The organism is Cohnella sp. GCM10020058 (assembly GCF_042683485.1).
Classification (GTDB): Bacteria; Bacillota; Bacilli; order Paenibacillales; family Paenibacillaceae; genus Cohnella.
The window spans coordinates 396881-420232 of sequence record NZ_JBHUJV010000007.1 but is presented as its reverse complement, the minus strand read 5'-3'; the positions used below and the strand labels follow the sequence as shown (position 1 = coordinate 420232).

Here is a 23352-nt window from a genome sequence, read left to right as displayed (position 1 = left end):
TCGCGCGGCATAGACAGGGGCTGCCTCGAAAGTCATTTCAAAATGACTTAGAGGCAGCCCCTGTTTGTCTATAGCGCGGATTTGATGCCGTCGATTAAGCGCCGCAGATGCTCGCCGGCGATCGCGTGCTTGGTCTCTTCGGCGATATCGGCGTCCGTAACCATCATCATGAAGGCATCGGGATCGTTGTGCGGGTGATAGGTGCCGAACAGGAGCCGGTCGGCGCCGAACGTATTGACCAGGCTATCGATCTCCGCATGCTGGACCAGTCCGTGGGTTTCCAGATAAAGATGCCGATGGCGAGCCAGCAAAGGCACGTAGCTCCGATTATGATAGATCAGCTTCTGATCGTTGCCTTCGATAATGACGGGCAGCTCCGGGTAGCTTGAGCAGAGGAGATCGACCTCATTCCAATCCGTCTCGACATGCCAGAGCAGCAAGGGCAGCTTCAGGTCCTCCATCGCCTTGAGCGCCGGACCCGATTGCCAATTGCTCAGATGAAAACGGAGCCGCTTGGGGAACCAACGCACGGCTGCCACGCGGCCCGCGATCATTCGCTCGAAATAGGCATAAGCGGCTTTGTACGTGCTCCCCAGCTCGGGCACCCATACGATGGCGCCGTACAATTGGCCGAAAGGATGAATGAGCGCAAGGAGCTCCTCGTTGCCGGATCGCGCATCGTAGTCGAGAGACCGGGCGGACGTGACGACGGCTTGCTCGATGCCATGTTCGGCCAGGGAGCGGACAAGCGCTTCGACGCCGAGCACGGGCTGGAGCTGCTCGGGTCCTTCCGTTACGATCCAGCTGTTTAAATCGAAAAACCGGTATCGCTTTTTGCCGGCTTGATAGTCGTCGATCAGTTGCGTCAGTTGAACGCTCATCGAATCCCTCCGTTCGGGTGCTTGGCTCAAAACGGCAGCGTCATACCATCACGACCTGGACGCCGCCGTCCTTGATTTTTTGAATCTCCGCTTCCGGCGCCTTGTCGTCCGTAATCAGCATGTCGACCTCCGGGAGGTCGGCAATTTGGATAAAGCGGGAGACGCCGATCTTGCTGTAGTCGGCCGTTACGATGACTTGACGCGCATTTTTGATCATGGCCCGGCAGATCTCGGTCTCGTACGGGTGTTCGGACGTGATGCCCGATTCGGAACTGACGCCGTCAACGGACAGGAACAACTTGTCCAGCGAATAGTCCTTCAACTGCTCGACCGCATGATGGCCGAAAACCGCGTTGGTATCCGGATTGTAGTAACCCCCGAGCAGAATCGTCTTGATGTACGGATTTTTGCCGAGCTCGTAGGTTGTAAGGATCGAATTGGTGACGACAATGAGATTTTTGTGGTTTTTCAGGCCTTTGGCGATTTGCAGCGAAGTGCTGCCGGTATAGATCATGATCGACTCGTTTTCGGAGATCAGCTCGGTCGCATATTCCCCGATGCGCTTTTTTTCGGACAAATTTTTAATCTGGCTCTCGTCCAATAGATCCTGAATCGTATTTTCCCTAAGTCTGACGCTTCCGAACGAACGCTCGATGAACCCCTTTTTCTCCAGGTAAATCAGATCGTTGCGGATGGTGACGCTCGAGGTTTGAAATCGACTGTTCAGATCGGCGACACGTATATGTTTTTCCTTGTTGAGCAGGTCCAATATTTGCTCGCGGCGGTCGTTTGCGGTTGCCATGACGATCGTATCCTTCCTTGCGGATTGACGTTTGACTTTCAAAAAGATTATAAATTTATTCTCAATTATTATCAATTAAAAGGAAAAATGACTGTTTTAAAAGATCGGTCCAACAAATCGGTCGCCTCTTTAAAGTGGCCGATCTCCCCGAGCGCGACAAGCTGGGCGATCGAATTGCCGACGATGCTTGCTTCGTGCATGCCCGCGTAAACGGGAAGACCGGACAAGCGGGCTGTCAGCCGGCATAAATATTCGCTGCGGGAGCCGCCCCCGACCATTACGATTTTATCGAGACGCCTGCCGGTCAGCTGCTCCAATTGCGACACCGTCTCCGCGAACTTATTCGCCAGACCGAGCATGATGCATTGGAAAATCTCGATCTCGTTCTGCGGCTCCGGCAGCCCCGTTCGCCGGCAATAGCGGACGATTTTCTCGCGCATCTCTCCCGGCTGGGAAAATTCCTCGCTCTCCACATCGATCGGCGAATCGTAACGGCTGAGCTGCGCGCCAGCCTGCAGCCGTTCGTAATCCCAATGGGCGCCGCCGGCGGACCACTCCTTCATGCATTCCTGGAGAATCCACATGCCGGTCATGTACTTGAGCACGTGCACCTCATCGCCGTAATAAGCCGGCTCGTTGTGGAACCCATGCTTAAGCATGAAGTCGTCGAAAATCGGAACGTCATGGGTGACGCTGACGACCGACCACGTGCCGCATACGATCGTGGCGGCGTCGCCGGCGTCGCTCCTGGCGGCCAGATCGGCGGCGAGCAGCGCGGAGATCGTGTCGTGCTGCGCGACGGAGACGACGGGGATGCCCGGCGTTCCTCCCGCTTCCCGGACATGCGCCATCGTCTCCCCGACGATGCGGCCGGGACGGGAGATGGCGGGCATCAGCGTCCCCAATCCGTATGCTTGCGCGATCGGCGCGCTCCAGTCGCGCTGGCGAATATCCATCAACGACGAGGCGGAAGCCAGCGAGCTGTCGCAGTTTAATTCGCCCGTCAAATAGTAGCCGAGCAGGTTGGGGATAAAAAGAAGCTTGTCCGCATGGTCCAGTGCCGCTTGTTCCGTCCGCCGCATGGCGGCGAGCTGGAACAGGGTGGTGACCTGCGACGGCGGCTTGCCGGTAATGCGGAACAGTTCGTGCTCGGACATGCCGGCGTAGACGATGTCCGCCATATTGTCCGTTCTGGAATCGCGGTAGGAGTGCGGGACGGTCAGTAAATTCCCCTGCTTGTCCAACAATCCGAAATCCTGGGACCAGCCGTCGATTCCGATCGAGCGGGGCGCGCCGAATTGCCTGGAGGCGATCCCGAGGCCCGCGGCGGTCTCCTTGTATAGATGCATCATATCCCAATATAAATGTCCGAAGAGCGCGACGGAGGCATGATGGAAACGGTGCATCTCCGACAAGGTCAGCCGCTGTCCGTCGAATGAACCGACGAACACTCTCCCGTTGCTTGCGCCTAAGTCGGCGCAGACGATGTTCAACGTATGGATAGAACGTCACTCCTTCAGGATCGGTTAAAGAAAGAAAGCCGCCACTTCATAATACCTTAATGCAATCTTATTATATATATTAATATTTTTTCTAATTTGTTATATTATATCCGTAAAAATTATATATTGATAATAAAAATTAAATAAAATATAATACACTCGAAAGGCAAATGAAAGTGTTGGCGTTATAATTCGAATAAAAGGTGGCTGGTGCAAATGGATTCCTTGATCGAACGGATCTATTCCACGACTGAAGAGCAGATGGCGCAATTCGAGAAAAACGTCATGGTCGGCGGAGGATCGCCCGGACCGCGTCTGATCAAAGGGAAGGGCGTCAGAGTCCACGACAGCAACGGCAAGAGCTACATCGATTGCACCTCGCAGAGCTGGGCGATGTATCTCGGCTACGCCAACGAAGAGATCACGCAGGTCGTTCACGAACAAATGTCCTACTTCTCCCATATCCATCAAGGTTTCCATACGATGCCCCGATATCATCTCGCGCACAAGCTGGCCGAGTTGGCGCCCGCTAACCTCAATCGCGTATCCTTCACGGTAGGCGGAGGCTCCGCCATCGAGGCCGCCATGAAGATCGCCATGAAAAATAAGCCGGGCGCCAAGCATTTCGTTACGTTGTGGGACGCCTATCACGGCAGCACGCTGACGACGGCCGGCGCTTCCTGGACGGCAACCAAAGCTTCCGGCGAATTTACCGGCGTCCGGCATTTCCAGGAAAACGTGAACAGCAACTTTATCCGGGTCCCGAACCCTTATACGTATCGCAGCATCTTCGGGGACGACCCGGAGGAATGCGCGGCGCAATGCGCCAATTTGCTGAGACTGACGCTGGAAAAGGGCGTCAACGGCCCGGTGGCCGGCGTCATCGTTGAGCCGATCCAGGCAAGCGGCGGCCAGATTCCGCTGCCGAAGAGCTATTTGGAGCAGCTGCGCCAAATATGCGATGAGTTTGAAGCGTTACTGATCTTCGACGAGATTCAGACCTATTGCAGAATCGGGCATTTCTTCGCGGCCGAATATTACGGCGTCGAACCGGACATTATCGTGCTGGGCAAAGGCTTGGGAGCGGGCTTCCCGATCGCGGCCATCATCATTCACGATCGTCTGAAGGGCTTCGAGATGCATGCGGAGGAGCTCCACACGTTTGCCAACAATTCCGTGTCCCAGGTCGCGGCGCTGAAGCAGATCGAGATTATCGAGCGAGACGGCTTGCTGGAAAATACGCGCAACATCGGCGGCTATATCGGAGCGAAGCTGGCCGAGCTGCAGAAGGAATACGAAGAGATCGGGGATATCCGCCAGGTCGGTCTTCACATCGGCGTAGAAATGGTCGTCGATCCGACTTCCAAAACTCCGCTGTCCCTGGAAAAATCCGCTGAAATCCGCAGCGCCGGCATGAGCAACGGCATTATCCTCGGAACGGGCGGCTACCGCAAAAATTTGCTTAAAATCAAGCCGCCGCTTATTGTAAAGCAAGAAGAAGCCGACGAAATCATGCGCTGCTTCGAATTGTCTTTGCGCCAAGTACTGAGAAAGTAAAAGGAAGGGGGACCTCAACATGCTAAAAATCGACTCGGCTTTAACCTCCTTTTCGCCTTGCGGAGACAGATTCGTGCAGAGCGGTTACCGCCAGACCTTGTCGCTCGACGAGCAGCTGGAGGCAGCCTCCAAAATAAAAGGGCTGACGGGGATCGCCTTCGACTTCCCCACCCAGTTCCAGGATCCGGTAGCCATGAAGGACAAGCTCCGGTCCTACGGTCTTCAGATGGGCATGCTGGAGATCGATATGTACAGCCAGCCCAAATGGAAATACGGTTCCTTGACCGCTACCGATCCGAGCCTCCGCAAGGAAGCGATGGCGCTCGTCAAGCGGGGCATCGACGCGGCCGAGATCGCGGAAGCTTCGGACGTGCAATTGTGGCTGGCGCAGGACGGCTATGAATATTCCTTCCAGGCGGATTACGACGCCGCCTACGATGCGCTCCTCGAGAGTCTTGCGGAAGCGGCGTCCTACAATCCGAATGTCAACATTACGCTGGAATACAAAGTGAAAGAGCCGCGCGCGCACTGTTACGTCGCCAATGCCGGCATCGCGCTCACCTTGGTCAATCAAGTCGGGCTGCCCAATCTGGGCGTCACGCTGGACGTCGGCCATTCCCTCATGGCGCAAGAAAATCCGGCCGAGTCCGTCGCGCTGCTGAGCCGCTTCAAACGGCTTTTCCACCTCCATATCAACGACAACTATCGGGACTGGGACCACGACATGCTGCCGGGCACGGTTAACTTCTGGGCTACGCTGGAGTTTTTCTACTGGCTGCGCAAGGTCGGCTACGACGGTTGGTACGGAATCGACATCTATCCCTACCGCGAAGACGGCACGGAGGCGATGTCGCGCACCGTCGAATGGATCTACCGTTTCCACGAGGTGGCCGGTACGCTCGACGAGGCGAAGTTCCGCGAATATCGGCTCGCCAACGAGCCTTTTAAAATTTATGAAATGCTGATGCAGCGTTTTCTAAAGTAGGTGGACGCCATGTTCGTCGACTCGCATTTCCATCTGGGCAGCTCTCCGGGCTTTCGTTACTACGATACCGATATCGAACGCTATTTGAGATACATGGACAGGCTCCATATCGCCTATTGCATTCAGATTCATTCGATCGGTCTGGTCACGGACGAGCTGGCCCGGGGGCTGGAAGCGGATATGCAGGCGTACGAATCGTCGAAGGGGAGAATACTCAGCTACTATATATTCAACCCCCATTATCCCGAGCAAAGCATCCGGCTGATGGACCGTTACGGAGACCGGAATATTTTCAGGGCGATCAAGCTGCACCCTTCCTTTCACGGCGTGTACGCCGACGACGCCAAATACGAGGCGGCTTGGGCCTATGCGCAAAGCCACGGCCTGCCCATCATGTCGCATACCTGGGCGCTCTCCCCTACCAATGCTTCGCAGAAGTATTCGTACCCGCCGCTGTTCGAGAAATATATCGCTCGTTACCCCGACGTCCGGTTCATTGCCGGCCATGCGGGCGGCCGGTACGACGGCATCGTGCGCACGGTCGAACTGGCGCGCAACTATCCCCACGTATACATGGATACCGCCGGCGACGTCTACATGAACGGCTTTATCGCTTATTTGACCGAGCATGCCGGGGCGGATCGGGTTCTCTTTGCTTCGGACGGCTTCTGGATGGACGCCCGGACGCAGCTCGGCATGATCTTGGAGGCGCGTATTTCCCTCGAGGACAAAGCGAAGATATTATCCGGCAACGCGCGGAAGATTTTCCGTTTGCCGTTGCCTAACGAGGAATCGCCGGAGGGGCATATATGATCGATTCGAATCAATTCGCGGCAGGCCCGGAAGAATACCGGCCGGTCATTATGTGGTTCTGGAATGACAAGATCGAGGAATCGGAGATTTACAGGCAGATCGACGGTTTTCATGCCCAACGCATCAACAAATTTTTTATCCATCCGCTAAGCGGCTTCGAGGAAACCTATTTATCCGATCGTTTTTTCGATCTGATCGAGACGGCGGTCAAGTACGCGGCCGAGCGGGGGATGAAGTTCTGGATTTACGACGAGTACAACTGGCCGAGCGGCTTGGCCGGCGATCGTCTGCTCCGGGACTATCCGGAGTACCGCATGGTCGTCGTGCGGCACCGGACGATGGTGCTGGGCGAAGGGCAGCGCGGCTCGGTCGGCTTTCCCGGACGCTTTTTGTCCGCGCAGGCCGTCTACGGAAACGTCTCGGTCGACATTACGGGCGAAGGGACGATCGACGAGGAGAAGGGGACGTTTGCTTGGCGGAATAAAGAGACGGGCAACTGCGCCGTTATCGTTTTTTCCGAGGAAAAGCAAAGAGGGGTATGCCCGTCCGCGCAAATGTCGCCGAACCACGACAACGAAGAGGGTTATCTCGATGCGCTGAATCCCGAAGCGGTTCGCAAGTTTCTGGATTTGACGCACGAACGCTATGCCGGCCGCCTGGGCGCATACTTCGGTCATACGATCGAAGGTCTGTTCACGGACGAGCCCGCGCTCGCCAGCCCGTTCGACATCGGACCGGATACGATTCCCTGGACCAAGGCGTTCGAAGACGTGTTCCGCGAAGCCAACGGCTACGATCTTCTCCCCAAAATGTGCGAGCTGGTGATGGGGACGGGCGACTTCCGCCGTACGAGACACGACTATTGGAGAACGTTGATCGACCGATTCTCCGGCGCCTATGCCGGACAAATGTCCGAGTGGTGCGAGAAGCACCGGCTGCTGCTGACCGGGCACTGCTGCGGGGACGACAATCTGATTGCCGATCTGCTGCAATCGGGAAGCGCGTTTTCGACCCTGCAGCACTTTAGCATCCCGGGCGCGGATTCAATCTTTTCCAAGCAATTTATCGACCGGGAGAACTTCAATATCGCAGGCAAGATGGCGGCCAGCGTCGCCGAGCATTCTGGCGCGCCGCGCGCCCTGTGCGAGACGTACACAGGCAGCGGCTGGGATGTCTCGATGGAGGAGATGAAGCGGGTGTTTAACCGCTTGGCCGTGCTCGGGATCAACATGATTCAGTTCATGGGCGCCTACTACTCGCTGCGCGACCTGCGCAAGCGCAATCCGACGAGCTATCCGCCATCCCACTCCTTCCAGAGTCCGCTTTGGCCTTATTACGGCGAGTTCAGCGATTACATCTCCCGGATCTGCTATGCGAATACGCTTGGGACGCATGCGGCCGACACGGCGCTGCTGGCGCCCACGACGACCGTCTGGACCGAATACGAACAGCGCCACGACTTCGCGGAATGCTCCGGGGACGGCGACGACAAGCCGTTCGGCGACCTGAACTATACGGAATTGACCTTTTACGGCATCCACAATGCGTTGATGCAGCTGCAGGAGGACTTCGATCTTCTGCATGAGCCCAGCTTTCTTGAGGCGGAAGTCGTCGACGGCGAGTTGAGATACCGGGGCCATGCCTTCAGGCAGCTCATCATTCCGTCTGCGATCAGTCTGTCCGCCGCCGTATGGGCGAAGCTTCAGGCATATATCGCGTCCGGCGGCCGGGTATGCTTTATCAATATGCTGCCGCAGTACAGCTCCGAGCTGGGCGATATTTCCGCAGCGCTTGAAGCGTTAACCGGATTTCAGCCCGAGGCGGCCGCCAAGGCGACGAGAGCGGTATTCAAACTGCCGGGCAGACCGTCGACGCAGGTCACCGTCTACGGGGCGTTCGCGCATATCGTCACCAACGAATGGAAGCTTCGCGGCAACGAAGGGTTCAGGGTGGCGCTGCAGCAAGCGTTCGCCTGGAAAAAGCCTTATCTCCAGTTGTCCGAGCCTTCGGTTCACGTTCAATTGACGCATCGCAAGTCGCAAGACCGCCATCTGTTTTTGCTGATCAACGACGGGACGGCGCCTTATCGGGGCGAAGCGCTGCTGGAAGGCCGGGGCGAAGCGACGTGGTTCGATCCGACGACGGGAGAGTCGGCCGCCTGCGCTTCCGTCTATGACGCGGCGTCGGATCGTTCCGCCGTCCGCCTGCCGCTCGAAGGGCTGGCCGCCGTCATCTTGGAATGGAAGCCGGGAAGCGCGTCATTCGCCGTACCGGAGACGACCGATCCGGCCTGCGAGACCGTTCCGCTTGACGGCGAATGGCGTTTCCGGACCGCGGAGGGCATCAACACCAAGCGCCTGGACGTCGAAGTGCGGCTGCCGGATACGATAGGGGAACGCGCGGCATCGGGCTGGCATAAGGTGCAGGACTATGTGTTCCCGCATGGCGCGGGGTTCCGCCTTGGCGCCGCCTACGAGGCCCGGCTGACGTTTAACGTGTCGGAGATTCCCGAGCGGCTGGCGCTTGCGCTCGATCCGCTCGAGCAGCCGATCATACTCGTCAATGGCATTCCGACCGGGCCGGCGCGCACGGGTATGGTGTGGGATCCGCAAAATCAGATCTACGATCTGAAGACTGCCGTGCGTCCTGGGAATAATGAAATCATCGTTACCGCCCGTATTCCGGAGTGGGCGGCGCAGCATACGCCGGTGTTCGGCGTGCTGACGGGTACGTTCGGCGTAGACCGCGACGACGGCAGCTTGATCGACATGCCGTTTACGCAGCTGGTGCCCGGGGACTGGGCCCGGCAGGGCTATCCGGATTACTCGGGCGAGGCGATTTATGAACGCGTCGTTGATATCGCCGAAGCGGATGCCGGTCGTTCGGTCTATCTGACCGTCGGGCAATGCCGGGATATCGTCGAACTGTGGTGCAACGGAGACAAGGTCGGCACCCGGCTGTGGAATCCGCATCGCTTCGATCTGACGGGGCGGCTGAAGCCGGGCGCCAACCGGATCGAATTGAAGCTGTTCAATACGCCGGCCAATCTGATGGAGAGGACCGTCGAGAGCGGCTTGACTGCGACGGTCGCGCTGCAGTATCCGATGTGAGGTTGGCCAGAGGAGGTTGGCGCATTGATTATCGGCGTTCCGAAGGAAATTAAAAACAATGAAAACCGCGTATCGTTAACGCCCGCCGGAGCCAGCCTGTTCGTCGCCAAGGGGCACCAGGTGCTGGTGCAGGCGCAAGCGGGGGCGGTCAGCGGGTTCGCCGACGACGAGTACGAGGCGGAGGGCGCTCGAATCGTGGGGAGCGCGGCGGAAGCGTGGGCCGCGGACATGGTCATGAAGGTCAAGGAGCCGCTGAAGGAAGAGTATGCTTTTTTCCGTCCGAACCTCGTCTTGTTCACCTACTTGCATCTGGCGCCGGAGCCTGAATTGACTTGGGCCTTGGTGGAGAACCGGGTGTCGGCCATCGCTTACGAGACGATCCAGCTGGACAACGGCGCGCTGCCCCTCCTCACGCCGATGAGCGAGATCGCGGGCCGGATGTCGGTGCAGATCGGCGCGCAGCTGCTGGAAAATTCGCACGGCGGCAAAGGCATTCTGCTGTCCGGCGTACCGGGCGTCGCGCCCGCCGAGGTCGTGATCATCGGCGGCGGCGTGGTCGGAACGAACGCGGCGCAAATCGCGATAGGGATGGGGGCGAGCGTCACGCTGCTCGACATCAGCCCGGATCGGCTGCGGCAGCTCGAGGAGCGGTTCGGCGCCCGGCTGCGGACGCGGATCTCGAACGGCCGCTCGATCGAAGAGGCCGTGAAGGGAGCGGATCTGTTGATCGGCGCCGTGCTCGTACCCGGGGCGAGAGCGCCTCGGCTCGTCACCGAGCAGATGGTCAAAGGCATGCGGCCGGGCTCCGTCATCGTCGACGTGGCGATCGACCAGGGCGGTTCTATCGAGACGATCGACCGCGTCACGACGCACAGCGATCCGACCTACGTGAAGCATGGCGTCGTTCACTATGCGGTAGCGAACATGCCCGGCGCCGTCTCGCGGACTTCCACCGTTTCGCTGACCAACGTCACCTTGCCCTATGCCCTTCGCATCGCCGAGGACGGCATCGAAAAAGCGCTTCGCAGCGACAAAGCGCTTGCGCGCGGGGTCAACACGATGGCCGGCTTCGTGACCTATCGGCCGGTGGCCGATTCGCACGGCTACGCTTGCCGAACGCTCGACGACGCGCTCGGACAGTCGCCGCGCTCCTAACGCTTGCGGTTTGCGCCTCGTTTCGAACCGGTTCCTACTATGCGAGCCGGAGAAGGGATTGCGCATCGCATCGCTTCGCATGAAGGCGCGCAGTGGGCGGGGGTTCCTCGGCCCGCTGCGCTTTTTTTCGAATCGTTGAAATTGTACAGGTACCCGTCAAGAAGAGGATTTGAAAGGAGGCCGAGCGGCCATGGTCATTCGCCATTTAACGACGGACGAATTCGACGAACGCGTCGCGTTGTCCGAATACGCATTTCAAGCCAAATTTACGCCTGAACGCAAGGAATCCGAACGGCGCTATTACAAGCCGGAGGAGCATATCGGCTTCTTCGACGAGCGGGGCGCCCTCCTGTCCGCGCTGATGGTCATTCCGCTGCGAATTTGGGTCAACGGGATCTCGATCGGCATGGGCGGGATCGCGAACGTGGCAACCTGGCCAGAAGCGCGCCGGCTCGGCTGCGTATCCCGGCTGCTCGAGCGCGCGTTCGCGGCGATGAAGGAGCAAGGGCAGCTGGTCAGCATGCTTTACCCGTTCGTTTTTCCGTTCTATCGCAAATACGGCTGGGAGCTGACGGTCGAACGCAAGCGCTATGAGCTGGAGCCCCGCCACTTGCCCAAGCGAAGCGGAACGGAAGGCAACATCGAGCGCATATCGGCCGATGCGCCGGAGACGGCGGCGTTATACGGCGCTTACGCCTCAAGGTATACGGGAACGTTGGACCGCTCGGAGGAATGGTGGCGGTCGAGAAGGTTCGATACTCCGGCCAGCCTGGTCCTCTACCGGAGTCCGGACGGCGAACCGGAAGGCTATCTGCACTATACGATCGAGAACCGCACGATGACCGTGCGCGAGTGGGTCTCGATCAGCGAACGGGCAAGACGAAGCCTCTGGGACTTCATCGGCAATCACGATTCGATGATGGACAGGCTGTTGATGACGGCTCCGTCGGACGACGTTCTGCCTTATTTGCTTGCGGATCCCCGGTTCAAGCAGGAGCTGGAGCCGTACTTTATGTCCCGGATCGTCGACGCGGAGACCTTCCTGGAGCAATACCGGTTCGAATCGGGACCCGAGGAAGCGCTGACGCTGCGGCTCTCGGACGCGCACGCGCCGTGGAACGACGGACTCTTCCGGCTGACCTGGGGAGAGGACGGGCAGGTTCGAACGGAGCGCCTTCAAGAGAATGCGGACGCCGCCAGCGAAGCGGTCGCGCTGGATATAGGCGCGCTGACGCTGCTGCTGCTGGGCGGACGCTGTGCTTCGTGGCTGGCCGAATCCGGCAGGTTGAACGGCAGTCGTTCCGGCATAGCGCTGCTGGAACGGCGGGTCCCCCTACGAACGTCCTATTTGATGGACGGCTTTTAATTCGGCGCATCCGCCCGCTCAGCTTTGCTAAGCGGGCGAATGAAAGCGTTCCCTCTTCAATCCGTTTACCGCCCGTTTACGTTCGCAGCAGGAAGAGGGGACGACGATGAGAAACGTGGATAAGTTATGGCGGAAATCCATATTCAACCGATTAATCCTCTCCTTTTTGTGCATTCTTTTCCCGATCTTCCTGCTTAGCGTCATTATTTATCAATGGGGCGTCCAGACGATCCGGGACGAGATCTCCAATTCCATGATTTCACAGGTCTCTTTTTACTTGGACGGTTTGGAGAAGGAAGTGAAGCGGATCAGAACGCTGCAATACGACTTCTTGAACGACGACGATCTGAATCAGCTCGCGACCATCCCCGAATCGATGAGCGAAATCGAAAAAGTGCAGAGCATCCTGCGCCTGCAGCAGCGGCTTCGGGCCATCCAAAACAGCAGCGCCTACATTAAAAACGTATTCGTGCTCATTCCGGCCGTGGACAAAAAAATAAATGCTTCTACGTTTACCCGCTTCGACGCAGACGAGTTTGAAAAGCTTCGGGATATCCCTTTGACGCCCGACGCGCAATTTATAACGCTGCAAGGCGACCTCTATCTCAGCGCCATCTATCCGTATGCCAGCATCAACAAAAAGAAGCCGCCCCTGTTCGTGCTCGCCGTCGAGCTGTCCAAAGAGCAGATGCAGGGAGCGCTAGGGTCGATGGTGAACGGCGGAGCAGAGGGAGTCGTCTTGTTCAACCGCACGACGAACGCCATGATCGCCGCCGAACGGCACGATTCCGGTTTGGACGGCCAGATTCAGGCGTTTATCGAAAAGCAGACGACGGATGCCGAGAAAAAAGCGGCAACGGTCAAATTCGACGGCAAAAAATATTTGGCGGTGTATTCCATTTCCGAGTATATGGGTTCCCTCCTTATTAAATATATTCCGGAAGCTTCCGTCTTCCAATCGCTCAAAAAGTATCAAATTTGGTTTCCGATCTTGCTGGTCGTCGCCTTGGTAACCGTCGTGCTTTACTCGCTGTATACCTACCGTTATATATACAAGCCGCTCATTCGATTGGCCAGATCTTTCCGGAAGGTCGAGAACGGGGATTTGAGCATTGCCATCGAGCACAAAAACGACGATGAATACCGTTATATTTACGGAAGATTCAACGCCATGGTAGAAAATTTGAGCACATTGATCGATCAAGTATACAAGCAGCGGATTTTGACGCAAAAGGCGGAGTTAAAGCAGCTCCAATCGCAGATCAACCCGCATTTTTTGTACAACAGCTTTTTTATATTAAAAACGATGTCGCGGATCGGAGATTACGAAAGCCTCGAACGATTCACCGATCAGCTTGGCGAATATTTTCATTTTGTTACCCGGAGCGCTGCGGATGAACTACCCCTGTCCGCAGAAGTCCATCACGCCAGGATTTACACCGACATCCAGGCGATGCGATTTTCAAACCGTATCGCCGTGATATTTGAAGAGCTTCCTCCGGCGTACGCCAAATTGATGGTTCCCAGGCTGATTCTGCAGCCGCTGATTGAAAATGCCTTCGAGCACGGGCTGAACCGGCTTACGGAAAACGGCTTGCTGCATGTCGGATTCGTACCGGTCAAAGACGGGCTGGACCTCATCGTCGAAGACAACGGGAACGGACTCGAAGCTGACGCATTAGGGAGATTAAAGGGCGAATTGACCGGCGTCGGAGAACAGAACGAAATTACGGGCATCGCCAACATCCATCGGCGAATTCGGCTCAAGTTCGGTTCCGAAAGCGGAATCGGCATGATGCGCAGCGCGTCCGGCGGGCTTAAAGTCGCCATCCACATCCGTTTTCGCGAGGAGGATCACGATGTACAGACTGTTGATCGTTGACGACGAAGCCATTATTGCAGACGGTTTATTCGAAGTATTTCAGAATGAATCGCAGCTTGATTTGGACGTATACAAAGCGTATTCCGGCAGAGCCGCGCTTCAATTGTTGAACGAGAACCGGATCGATATCGTATTGACCGATATTCAAATGCCGGACATTGACGGGATGCAGCTGTTGGATAAAATCCGCGAAAGCTGGCCGCAGTGCCGGGTCATTTTTCTCACCGGATATAATAAATTCGATTATGTGTATTCGGCGATTCAATACGAGGGCGTCAGCTACTTGCTGAAGACGGAAGGCTACGCGAAGGTGATACAGGCGGTCGCCCACGCGGTTGCCGACATCGAACAGGAATTCAAAGCGGAAGAGCTGCTCCTGAAGGCCAAGAAACAGCTCGACGCGACGGCTGAATGGCTCCAACGGGATTATTTCAACGGCATTTTCAAAGGAACCGCCCACGTACGCGAAATCAACGGGCCGCAGTTCGCGGAGCTGGGAATTCCGCTGGCGGCCAAGATGCCCGTGCTTATGCTGCTTGGGCGGCTGGACGAGCTCCCCGAAAGGTTCTCCTATGCGGATCGGGCCAGATGGCTCTACGGCATCAGATTGATCGCGGAGCGATATTTCGCGCCGCATGCCGTTTCCGTTCATTTCGTCGACGATGCCATGACGCTGATCTGGCTCATTCAGCCGGACGGAGGCGGCGAAGGGAACGTTGAAGACCCTATCGAGCTGTGGAGACGAACGCTGATCTATATTAAAGGCAACCTCGAATGGGTCCAAAATGCCTGCAAGGAAGCGGTGGGGGTTTCCCTGTCCCTGGCGCTTGACGATAGCCCGGTCCCTTGGCATGAGGCGCCGGAGCGATTCTCTATCCTTAAGATGCTGCTGAATTACCGGATCGGACAAGGCTCCGGGATGCTGGTCACCGATAAGAGCATCGTAGAGAAGGGCTTGCAGCAGTCGGTCGTCGGGGGCAGGGAAAAGCTGAACGTACGGCAGTTTAAGCTCGAGCAGTTGGCGGACGCGCTGGAGCATGGCCGCAAAGAAGAGGTCAACGCTACGCTGGACGCGATGGCCGGTCAGTTGGCGCCGCTGAAGAGCATCTATCTCATACCGGCCCAGGAGATTTACTACGCCACTGCGCTTATTTATTTATCCTATATCAATCGCTGGAATCTGGCGGAGAAGATGGCCTTGGATATCGGCCTGCACAAGCTGATGCGAATCGAAGAACACGGAAGCTGGGCGGATGCCATCCGGTTTTTGCGGAGGCTGACCGCTTCGCTTTTTGAAATTCAGGACAGCGAACAGGAAAAGCGGGCGCTCGACGCTGCCGGCCGCATTCAAAAGCACATCGCCGACAACCTCCATGACGAGCTCTCGCTGGTGAGGCTGGCGGATCTGGTTTACTTTAATCCCTCCTACTTATCCCGCTTATTCAAGCAAGTGACGGGAATTAATCTGTCCGACTATATATGCGAGGCGAGGGTGAAGAAGGCCAAGCAGCTGCTTGAAAATGCGAACACCAAAGTACAGGAGATCGCCGCTGCGGTCGGCTATAGTTCGCCAGCCAATTTTGCCCGTTTTTTTAAAAAGATGACACGCTTGACGCCTCAGGAATACCGGGATTCATGCCTCAACAAGTAAACAGAAGAATCGAAAGTGAAGACATGAATATAGAATCGCCCTGACACAGCATGTACAATTTTATTACAAGGGGCGGCTGGAACGAACGGTATGCGGCGAGCCTCTTGCGTCAAACATTCGGAGGGGGAGACGGATAGAATGAAAAATTCAGGTCCTGTCAAACGTTCGGCACTGCTACTGTCAATTGTAACGGCTTTCACAATGGCGGCCTGCAGTAACAACGACAATGCAGCAAGCAACACGCAAGCCCCGGCAACCGCAAGCGGCACAAACGAGTCAGGTAAGGCTACGGAAGATGTCAACTTTGATCAGATGGCGAAATATGACCCGGGCATTGAAGTCTCGATGGTTCGCGCGCAAGATTCCTCCACCAAGTTCAAGGACGGAGAGAGCTTCGAAAACAACATCTGGTCCAAGACCTACCTGGACACGCTCGGCATCAAAATCAATTATAAGTGGATCGTGCCTGAAGAACAGTACGAACAGAAGCTGAACCTGTCGATCGCTTCAGGCGATATACCGGATATCATTCCCGCCAGGGCCAAGCAGTTCAAGGATCTGGTCGAGAACGATATGGTGCTGGACTTGACCGACTTGTACGAGAAATACGCGACGCCCCTTACCAAAGAAATCATGAATCAGGATCCCATCGCATTTAACACCGGCAAGATCGACGGCAAGCTGATGGCGCTCCCCAATACCTCCTCTTCCATCGATACCTCCAATCTTCTGTTTGTCCGATCCGACTGGTTGACGAAGCTCGGCTTGCCGGAGCCCAAGACGATGCAGGACGTGCTGGCGATCAGCGAAGCCTTCACGAAGCAAGATCCGGACGGCAACGGCAAAAACGATACGATCGGCATGGCCCTTACCAAGTCGTTCATCAACGACGGCTTTGCGGGCGCGCAAGGCTTCTTCAACGGCTACCACGCCTATCCGGGCGTTTGGGTGAAGGACGCATCCGGACAGGTCGTCTACGGCAGCATCCAGCCGGAGATCAAGACGGCGTTGAAGCAGCTCCAGGACATGTACAGCGCAGGACAGATCGACGCCGAGTTCGGCGTCAAGGACGGCAGCAAGGTGGCCGAGACGGCAGCTTCCGGCAAGGTCGGCATTGAATTCGGCGCCATGTGGAATCCGGTCTGGCCGCTGCAGCAGACGATCGACAACGATCCCAAGGCCGAGTGGAAAGCGTATCAGCTCGCATCCATCGACGACAAGCCGGCCCTGGCGGCCGTGCACATGCCGGTAACCGAATATTTCGTCATCAACAAAGATGCCAAAAATCCGGAAGCCGCCATCAAGATGTTGAACCTCTTTGTTGAAAAGATGTGGGGCAAGACGGCGGACGCGGCCTACCTGGAAACCGAGGACATTCATAAGTACGCGACAGTACAAGCATGGCCTGCTCGTCAAAATCTGGACGCTTATCTGCATGTCATGGACGCCATCGAGACCAAGGATACCTCCAAGATGAACGCGGAAGAAAAGGTCTACTATGACAACGTGGTCGCGTTCAACAACGGAGACTTGACCAAGTGGAACCACGCCCGCATCTACGGCAGCAGAGAAAACTCCACCTTCTCCGTCATCAATCAATACGTCGAAAACAATCTGACGCTGTACGAGGCATTTTACGGAGCGCCTACGCCGACGATGAGCGAACGACGGGCGACGCTCGACAAGATGGAGTTGGAAGTGTTCACGAAGATTATTATGGGGCAGTCCATCGACACCTTCGACAAGTTCGTAGCCGACTGGAAGAAGCTCGGAGGCGACCAGATTACGAAGGAAGTCAACGACTGGGCCGCGGCAAGCAAGTAAAAGCATGAATCGAGCGGCAAGGAATCGCGGAGGGAAATGGGGCTGTTCGCTATTTCCCTCTTTTTATGGATGGGAACTTCCGGATGGGGGGATCTGACATGACGAACAAAAGACGATGGAGGGAGCTCCCCTTGCATCTGATGCTGTTGCCCGGAGTCATCAGCGTCCTGATCTTCAGTTATTTTCCGATGCTCGGGATCATCATCTCCTTTCAGAAATTCGTGCCTGCCAAAGGGATTTTTAAATCCAAGTGGACCGGCTTGGCCAATTTTGATTATGTGATGGCTTTGCCCGGCATTACAGGCGTCCTGTGGAACACCGTGTTTATCGCCATGATGAAGATCATTATCGGACTTGTCGTTCCGGTGCTGTTCGCGCTGCTGTTGAACGAAATCGGCAAGGAGTACTTCAAGCGCAGCGTACAGACTTTGATTTACCTTCCTTATTTTCTTTCCTGGGTCATCCTGGGCGGCATATTGATCGACATTTTGTCGCCTTCCAGCGGGATTGTCAACCAATTTCTAGGGACCTTCGGGATCAAGCCTATTTTTTTCCTGGGGGACGAGAAATGGTTTCCCTATACCCTGATTTTGACGGATACGTGGAAAAACTTCGGCTTTAACACCGTCATTTTCCTGGCTGCGCTGACTGGGATCGATCCGACCTTATACGAGGCTGCCGTTGCGGACGGGGCCAACCGCTGGAAGCAGACCTTCCATGTGACGTTGCCGGGCATCCTTCCCATCGTCACGCTGATGACCATATTGAGCCTGGGCAATGTGCTCAACGCGGGATTCGATCAGGTGTTCAACCTCTACAGCCCGCAAGTATACAGTACGGGGGATATTATCGATACGCTCGTATACAGAATCGGACTGGTCGACGCCCAGTACAGCGTGGCGACAGCCATCGGCCTGTTCAAGTCCGTCGTGTCCTTCACCTTAATCGTCGTATCTTATAGACTTGCCAACAGGTACACCGGCTACCGGGTATTCTAGCAAGGAAGGAGGCAGGCTGCTATGCAAATTCGAGTGTCGACGAGCCGCAAAGTCTTTTTAGCCATTAACTACGTGCTGCTCGGACTTACGGCCTTAATCTGTATCTTTCCGCTGATCAACGTGCTTGCGCTGTCCTTCAGCTCCAGCTCGGCAGCAACGGCCGGTTACGTCAAGCTGTGGCCGGTGGATTTTACGTGGGCATCCTATAAATTCGTAGCCAACAAGCCCGAGTTCATCAGAGCCTTCTGGGTGGCGGTCGAACGGGTCGCATTGGGCTTCGGGATCAATATGCTGATCGGCGTTCTGGTCGCTTATCCGTTATCCAAGGAAATATCCTCTTTCCGCTCGCGGAATATGTACGCCTGGTTCTTCATCGTGACGATGCTGTTCAACGGCGGTTTAATTCCCTTCTACATGACGGTCAAGACGTTAGGATTGCTCGACAGCATCTGGGTTCTGGTGCTCCCGGGCGCGGTAGACGTGTTCAATGTCATTCTGCTGATGAATTTCTTCCGCGAGCTCCCCCGCGAGATCGAAGAAGCGGCGAGTATCGACGGTGCAAGCTACTGGACGACTTTGTGGAAAATTTATATCCCTCTATCGAAGCCGGCTCTGGCGACGGTAACGCTCTTCACCGTCGTCGCGCACTGGAATTCCTGGTTCGACGGACTGATCCTGATGAATTCTCCCAAAAACTATCCGCTCCAAAGTTATCTGCAGACCGTCGTCATCTCCATCGACCTCGCCAGAATATCCTCTCAAAATGCGCTCTCGCTGTCGGAGATCTCCGATCGGACGACCAAAGCGGCGCAAGTCTTTCTCGCAGCCTTGCCTATCCTTGCGGTATATCCGTTCCTGCAGAAATACTTCATGAAGGGCCTGGTCATGGGAAGCGTGAAGGGTTAAATAGCAAGCGTAAAGGGCCGAAAGGCAAGCGTGAAGGGCCGGAAGGCAAACGTGAATGGCCGGAAGGCAAGCCGATGTCGTCAGGGCGGGCTCGATATGCCATAGACGAAGCGAGACGGGATGAAGCAGGTGCGTTTTCTGCTTCATCCTTTTTGCATGGGAGCACGCGCCGCTCGAACCGCGCCAACAAGTAAAGAACAGTCAATTCAAGTAAACGATCGATTATTGAGGCTATGCCTCTCAAGAAGACATAATAGAGGCAAGAGGAATCATCCTCGCATAACAAGGGGGAACGCGCATGACCGCACAACCGAGATACATCAAGACCTTATCTGCCGCAGTAATGCTTGCCATGGCCTTATCGGCCTGCAGCGGAAACAAGGACGACAACGGCGGATCCTCGCCGGCCACTTCGGCGTCGGCCGGCGAAGATGCCGGCATCCCGACGGACCCGTTCGGCGCCTATCCGGAGACGGTCAAGGTCACGTTCGGCAAATACCAGGGCCAAGAAGTTAAATTCGAAGGCAGCGACACGATCGACGATAACGTGATCATGCGCGAGTACAAGGAAAAGCTGAACATCGAAGTCCAAAACGCCTGGGTCGTCAAAGGCACGCCCGACCAATACGATCAAAAAATGAACGTCGTCATCGCCTCCAACGAACTGCCCGACCTGATGTATGTCAACGCGCAGCAGCTGAAGCAGCTGGTCGAAGCGGATCTGGTGCAGGACTTGGCGCCGGTGCTGGAAAAGTACGGCTCTCCGTTCGCCAAGGACGTCATGACGCAGGACGGCGGCAATGCGATCAAGTCGGCGACGTTCGACGGCAAGCTTTATGCCATCCCGCAAACGGGCTCCAACATCGACTCCACGCCGATCTTGTGGGTACGCGAGGATTGGCGCAAAAAGATGAACCTGCCCGAGCCCAAGACGCTGGACGATTTCCTGAAGCTGTCCGAGGCGTTCACCAAGCAGGACCCGGACGGCAACGGCAAAGCCGACACGTACGGACTCGGCGTCGGCAAAGACCTGTGGGGCGGCATGCCCGGACTGGAAGGCTTCTTCAACATCTACGGCGCCTTCCCGAGCAATTGGATTCAAGGCCAGGACGGCAGTCTCGTATACGGCTCCGTGCAGCCTGAGGTCAAGACCGCGCTCGCCAAGCTGAGCGAATTGTACAAGCAAGGCGAGATCGATCCCGAGTTCGCCTCCAAGGACGGCGGCAAGGTGGCCGAAGCGGCGACGAGCGGCAAGCTCGGCATGTACTTCGGTGCGATGTGGACGCCGCTATGGCCGCTGCAGGACGGCAAGAAGCAAAATCCGGATATGGAATGGCAGGCGTACGCGGTGCCTTCTCTCGGCAGCGAACCGGCCAAAGTCAGCGCCGCGTTCCCGGTGAGCCACTACTATGCCGTGAGAAAGGGCTTCAAAAATCCGGAGGCGGCCATCAAGCTGCTGAACCTGGACATGGAGCGCCAGTGGGGCTCGATGTACGATCCGGTCAAATACTGGAGCAAGGACCGCTCGATCGAATTCCGCAAGTATGCGATCTATCCGGAAGCGGAGCCTAGCCGACGCAACCTGAACACGCATTATGCCATCGTCGATGCGATGTCCACGAAGGATACTTCGAAGCTGAACGCGGAGGAACAGGACAGATATACGCAGATCGTCGATTACCTCGAAAAAGGCGATCTCACGGGCTGGGGCTACGAGCGCGTGTTCGGCACCGACAGCTCCTTCACCGTCATCGATCAGTACGTCAAAAATAATCTGGTGAACGACAACGCCTTCTACGGTGCGCCGACCGAGGCGATGGGCGAGAAGTCTTCCGCCCTCAGCAAGATGCAGCTGGAGAGCTTCACCAAGATTATCATGGGCGCGGCTTCGATCGATACGTTCGACAAGTACGTGACCGACTGGCAGAAACTCGGCGGCAGCGAAATCCAGAAGGAAGTCAACGACTGGAAGGCGCTTCAGAAATAATAGAGACGACCGGCCAGGACAGACGCGAAGAAGGGAAAAGTGACCCCATCGCTTTTCCCTTCTTCCATTCCCGGCCTGCCGGAGGAGGAGGAGAGAGTACGATGCCGACATGGCTGCGCAAGTTTCGCGAATGGCCGCTGCATGTGATGCTGCTGCCGGGCGTTATTCTGGTATTTATCTACAGCTACATTCCGATGGCGGGAATCGCGATCGGCTTCCAGAAGTTCATGCCTTCCAAAGGGCTGTTCGGCTCCAAATGGACGGGGCTGGACAATCTCCACTACATGCTGAACATTCCGGGGATCGGCCAGGTCGTCTGGAATACGATCTATATCGCTTCGCTGAAGATCGTATTCGGCCAGATCATCCCGATCGTCATAGCGCTTCTTCTGAACGAGATCGCCTTGCCGCGCATCAAAAAGGCGATTCAAACGTTGATTTACCTCCCCCACTTCCTCTCCTGGATCATCCTCGGGGGCATTCTCGTAGACATTTTGTCGCCGGGAAGCGGCATCATCAATCAATTTCTCGGCGTGTTCGGCGTCAAGCCGATTTACTTTTTGGGCGACAACCACTGGTTCCCGTTCACCCTCGTCGTCAGCGACATTTGGAAAGAGTTCGGCTTCAGCACGATCGTCTATCTGGCGGCGCTCACCGCCATTAATCCGTCGCTCTACGAAGCGGCTTACATGGACGGCGCCGGACGGTGGAAGCAGACCTGGCACGTGACGCTGCCGGGGATGATGCCGATCATCGTGCTGCTCGCCACGCTCAGTCTCGGCAACGTGCTGAACGCCGGCTTCGACCAGGTATTCAACCTGTACGGCCCGGCCGTTTATCAGAGCGGCGATATCATCGATACGCTGGTCTACCGGACGGGGCTCGTCGATATGCAGTACGGCGTCGCCACGATCGTCGGCCTGTTCAAGTCCGTCGTATCGCTGATCCTCATATCGGTCTCGTATTGGGTGGCCTACCGTTTCGCCAACTATCGCATCTTCTAGAAAGGAGGCCAGTCTCATGTACGCCAATACGGCCGGCAGAAAAGCCTTCCAACTCGCTAACTATACGTTTCTGATCGTGCTGTCGCTTGCCTGCATTTTCCCGCTGGTGCACGTACTGGCGATCTCGTTCAGCTCCAGCAGCGCAGCGACCGCAGGGCTCGTCACGTTCTGGCCCGTAGACTTCACGTATAAGTCTTACAAATATATTTTGGACGATCCGAGCTTCATCCGTTCGTTCGGCGTGGCGCTGCAGCGGGTAGCCCTCGGCACCGTGATCAACATGCTGCTCACGATCCTGATCGCGTATCCGCTGTCCAAGGAAGTCCGCAGCTTCCGCTTCCGGGGCATTTACGCCTGGTACTTCGTGTTCACGATCCTGCTGAGCGGCGGTCTTATTCCGTGGTATATGACGATCAAGTCGACCGGCATTATGGATTCCCTGTGGGCGCTCGTATTGCCCGGCGCGGTCCCGGTCTTTAACGTCATTCTGCTGCTGAACTTCTTCCGCGGCTTGCCCAAGGAGCTCGAGGAGGCGGCGTTTATCGACGGCTCCGGCTACTGGGGAGCGCTGTGGCGCATCTACGTGCCGCTCTCGATGGCCTCGCTCGCCACGATTACGCTGTTCACCGTCGTCGGCCATTGGAATTCCTGGTTCGACGGCCTGATTCTGATGAATTCGCCCGACCACTATCCGTTGTCCACCTACCTGCAGACGATTTTGACCAAGATCAACATGTCGTCGCTGAGCACGGATCAGATGAAGGATCTGGCGGCGGTGTCGGACCGGACGGCCAAGGCGGCGCAGATCTTCCTCGGCGCGCTGCCGATTCTGATCGTCTATCCGTTTTTGCAGCGATATTTCGTCAAAGGGATCGTCCTTGGGAGCGTGAAGGAGTAAAGTTGTGCACGGCCGAAGCATTGGGCGATAA

17 protein-coding genes are annotated in these 23352 nt (G+C 56.4%); 14 read left to right on the top strand and 3 right to left on the bottom strand.

Annotated features, from left to right (window positions below):
- Positions 1 to 68: 68 nt before the first annotated feature.
- The 3 genes from ACFSR7_RS11970 to ACFSR7_RS11960 form a co-directional block, all read right to left on the bottom strand.
- On the bottom strand, positions 69 to 881 hold the full coding sequence (locus tag ACFSR7_RS11970) for an amidohydrolase family protein (protein ID WP_378161742.1): 813 nt from the start codon (positions 879 to 881) through the stop codon (positions 69 to 71).
- A gap of 40 nt (positions 882 to 921) precedes the next feature.
- Positions 922 to 1683, bottom strand: coding sequence for a DeoR/GlpR family DNA-binding transcription regulator (locus tag ACFSR7_RS11965; protein ID WP_378161740.1), 762 nt, complete (start codon positions 1681 to 1683; stop codon positions 922 to 924).
- 71 nt (positions 1684 to 1754) lie between these two features.
- Positions 1755 to 3176, bottom strand: a complete 1422-nt coding sequence (locus ACFSR7_RS11960; RefSeq protein ID WP_378161738.1) for a rhamnulokinase — start codon at positions 3174 to 3176, stop codon at positions 1755 to 1757.
- A 225-nt stretch (positions 3177 to 3401) separates the two neighbouring features.
- Between ACFSR7_RS11960 and ACFSR7_RS11955 the strand changes: the two genes are divergently transcribed.
- The 14 genes from ACFSR7_RS11955 (at position 3402) to ACFSR7_RS11890 (ending at position 23321) form a co-directional block, all read left to right on the top strand.
- A complete protein-coding gene (locus ACFSR7_RS11955; RefSeq protein ID WP_378161736.1) occupies positions 3402 to 4742 on the top strand; it encodes an aspartate aminotransferase family protein in 1341 nt (446 codons plus the stop codon).
- Positions 4743 to 4761: 19 nt separating this feature from the next.
- Positions 4762 to 5727, top strand: coding sequence for a sugar phosphate isomerase/epimerase family protein (locus ACFSR7_RS11950; RefSeq protein WP_378161734.1), 966 nt, complete (start codon positions 4762 to 4764; stop codon positions 5725 to 5727).
- 9 nt (positions 5728 to 5736) lie between these two features.
- Complete coding sequence (locus ACFSR7_RS11945) at positions 5737 to 6540, top strand: amidohydrolase family protein (protein ID WP_378161732.1); 804 nt, start codon at positions 5737 to 5739, stop codon at positions 6538 to 6540.
- Positions 6537 to 9650: a glycosyl hydrolase gene (locus tag ACFSR7_RS11940; protein WP_378161731.1), complete on the top strand. Its 3114-nt coding sequence runs from the start codon at positions 6537 to 6539 to the stop codon at positions 9648 to 9650. The genes ACFSR7_RS11945 and ACFSR7_RS11940 overlap by 4 nt, the downstream gene beginning before the upstream one ends.
- A 24-nt stretch (positions 9651 to 9674) precedes the next feature.
- Positions 9675 to 10805, top strand: coding sequence for an alanine dehydrogenase (ald, locus tag ACFSR7_RS11935; protein ID WP_378161730.1), 1131 nt, complete (start codon positions 9675 to 9677; stop codon positions 10803 to 10805).
- A 190-nt stretch (positions 10806 to 10995) separates the two neighbouring features.
- Positions 10996 to 12171, top strand: coding sequence for a GNAT family N-acetyltransferase (locus tag ACFSR7_RS11930; RefSeq protein ID WP_378161728.1), 1176 nt, complete (start codon positions 10996 to 10998; stop codon positions 12169 to 12171).
- A gap of 106 nt (positions 12172 to 12277) precedes the next feature.
- Positions 12278 to 14053, top strand: coding sequence for a sensor histidine kinase (locus tag ACFSR7_RS11925; RefSeq protein ID WP_378161726.1), 1776 nt, complete (start codon positions 12278 to 12280; stop codon positions 14051 to 14053).
- Positions 14031 to 15704, top strand: a complete 1674-nt coding sequence (locus ACFSR7_RS11920) for a response regulator transcription factor (RefSeq protein ID WP_378161724.1) — start codon at positions 14031 to 14033, stop codon at positions 15702 to 15704. Before ACFSR7_RS11925 ends, ACFSR7_RS11920 begins: the two co-directional genes overlap by 23 nt.
- 312 nt (positions 15705 to 16016) lie before the next feature.
- Positions 16017 to 17528 (top strand): extracellular solute-binding protein, encoded by a 1512-nt coding sequence (locus tag ACFSR7_RS11915; protein ID WP_378161722.1) that lies wholly within the window; start codon positions 16017 to 16019, stop codon positions 17526 to 17528.
- Positions 17529 to 17626: 98 nt separating this feature from the next.
- A complete protein-coding gene (locus ACFSR7_RS11910; protein ID WP_378161720.1) occupies positions 17627 to 18526 on the top strand; it encodes an ABC transporter permease in 900 nt (299 codons plus the stop codon).
- 21 nt (positions 18527 to 18547) lie between these two features.
- Positions 18548 to 19432 carry a carbohydrate ABC transporter permease gene (locus ACFSR7_RS11905; protein WP_378161718.1) on the top strand — a complete coding sequence of 295 codons (885 nt, stop codon included), beginning with the start codon at positions 18548 to 18550 and terminating at the stop codon, positions 19430 to 19432.
- 298 nt (positions 19433 to 19730) lie between these two features.
- The gene (locus ACFSR7_RS11900; protein WP_378161716.1) at positions 19731 to 21419 is read left to right on the top strand and encodes an extracellular solute-binding protein; all 1689 of its coding nucleotides are present in this window, start codon (positions 19731 to 19733) and stop codon (positions 21417 to 21419) included.
- 101 nt (positions 21420 to 21520) lie between these two features.
- A complete protein-coding gene (locus ACFSR7_RS11895) occupies positions 21521 to 22423 on the top strand; it encodes an ABC transporter permease (protein WP_378161714.1) in 903 nt (300 codons plus the stop codon).
- Between the two features lie 16 nt (positions 22424 to 22439).
- A complete protein-coding gene (locus ACFSR7_RS11890; protein ID WP_378161712.1) occupies positions 22440 to 23321 on the top strand; it encodes a carbohydrate ABC transporter permease in 882 nt (293 codons plus the stop codon).
- The last annotated feature ends 31 nt before the right edge of the window (positions 23322 to 23352 follow it).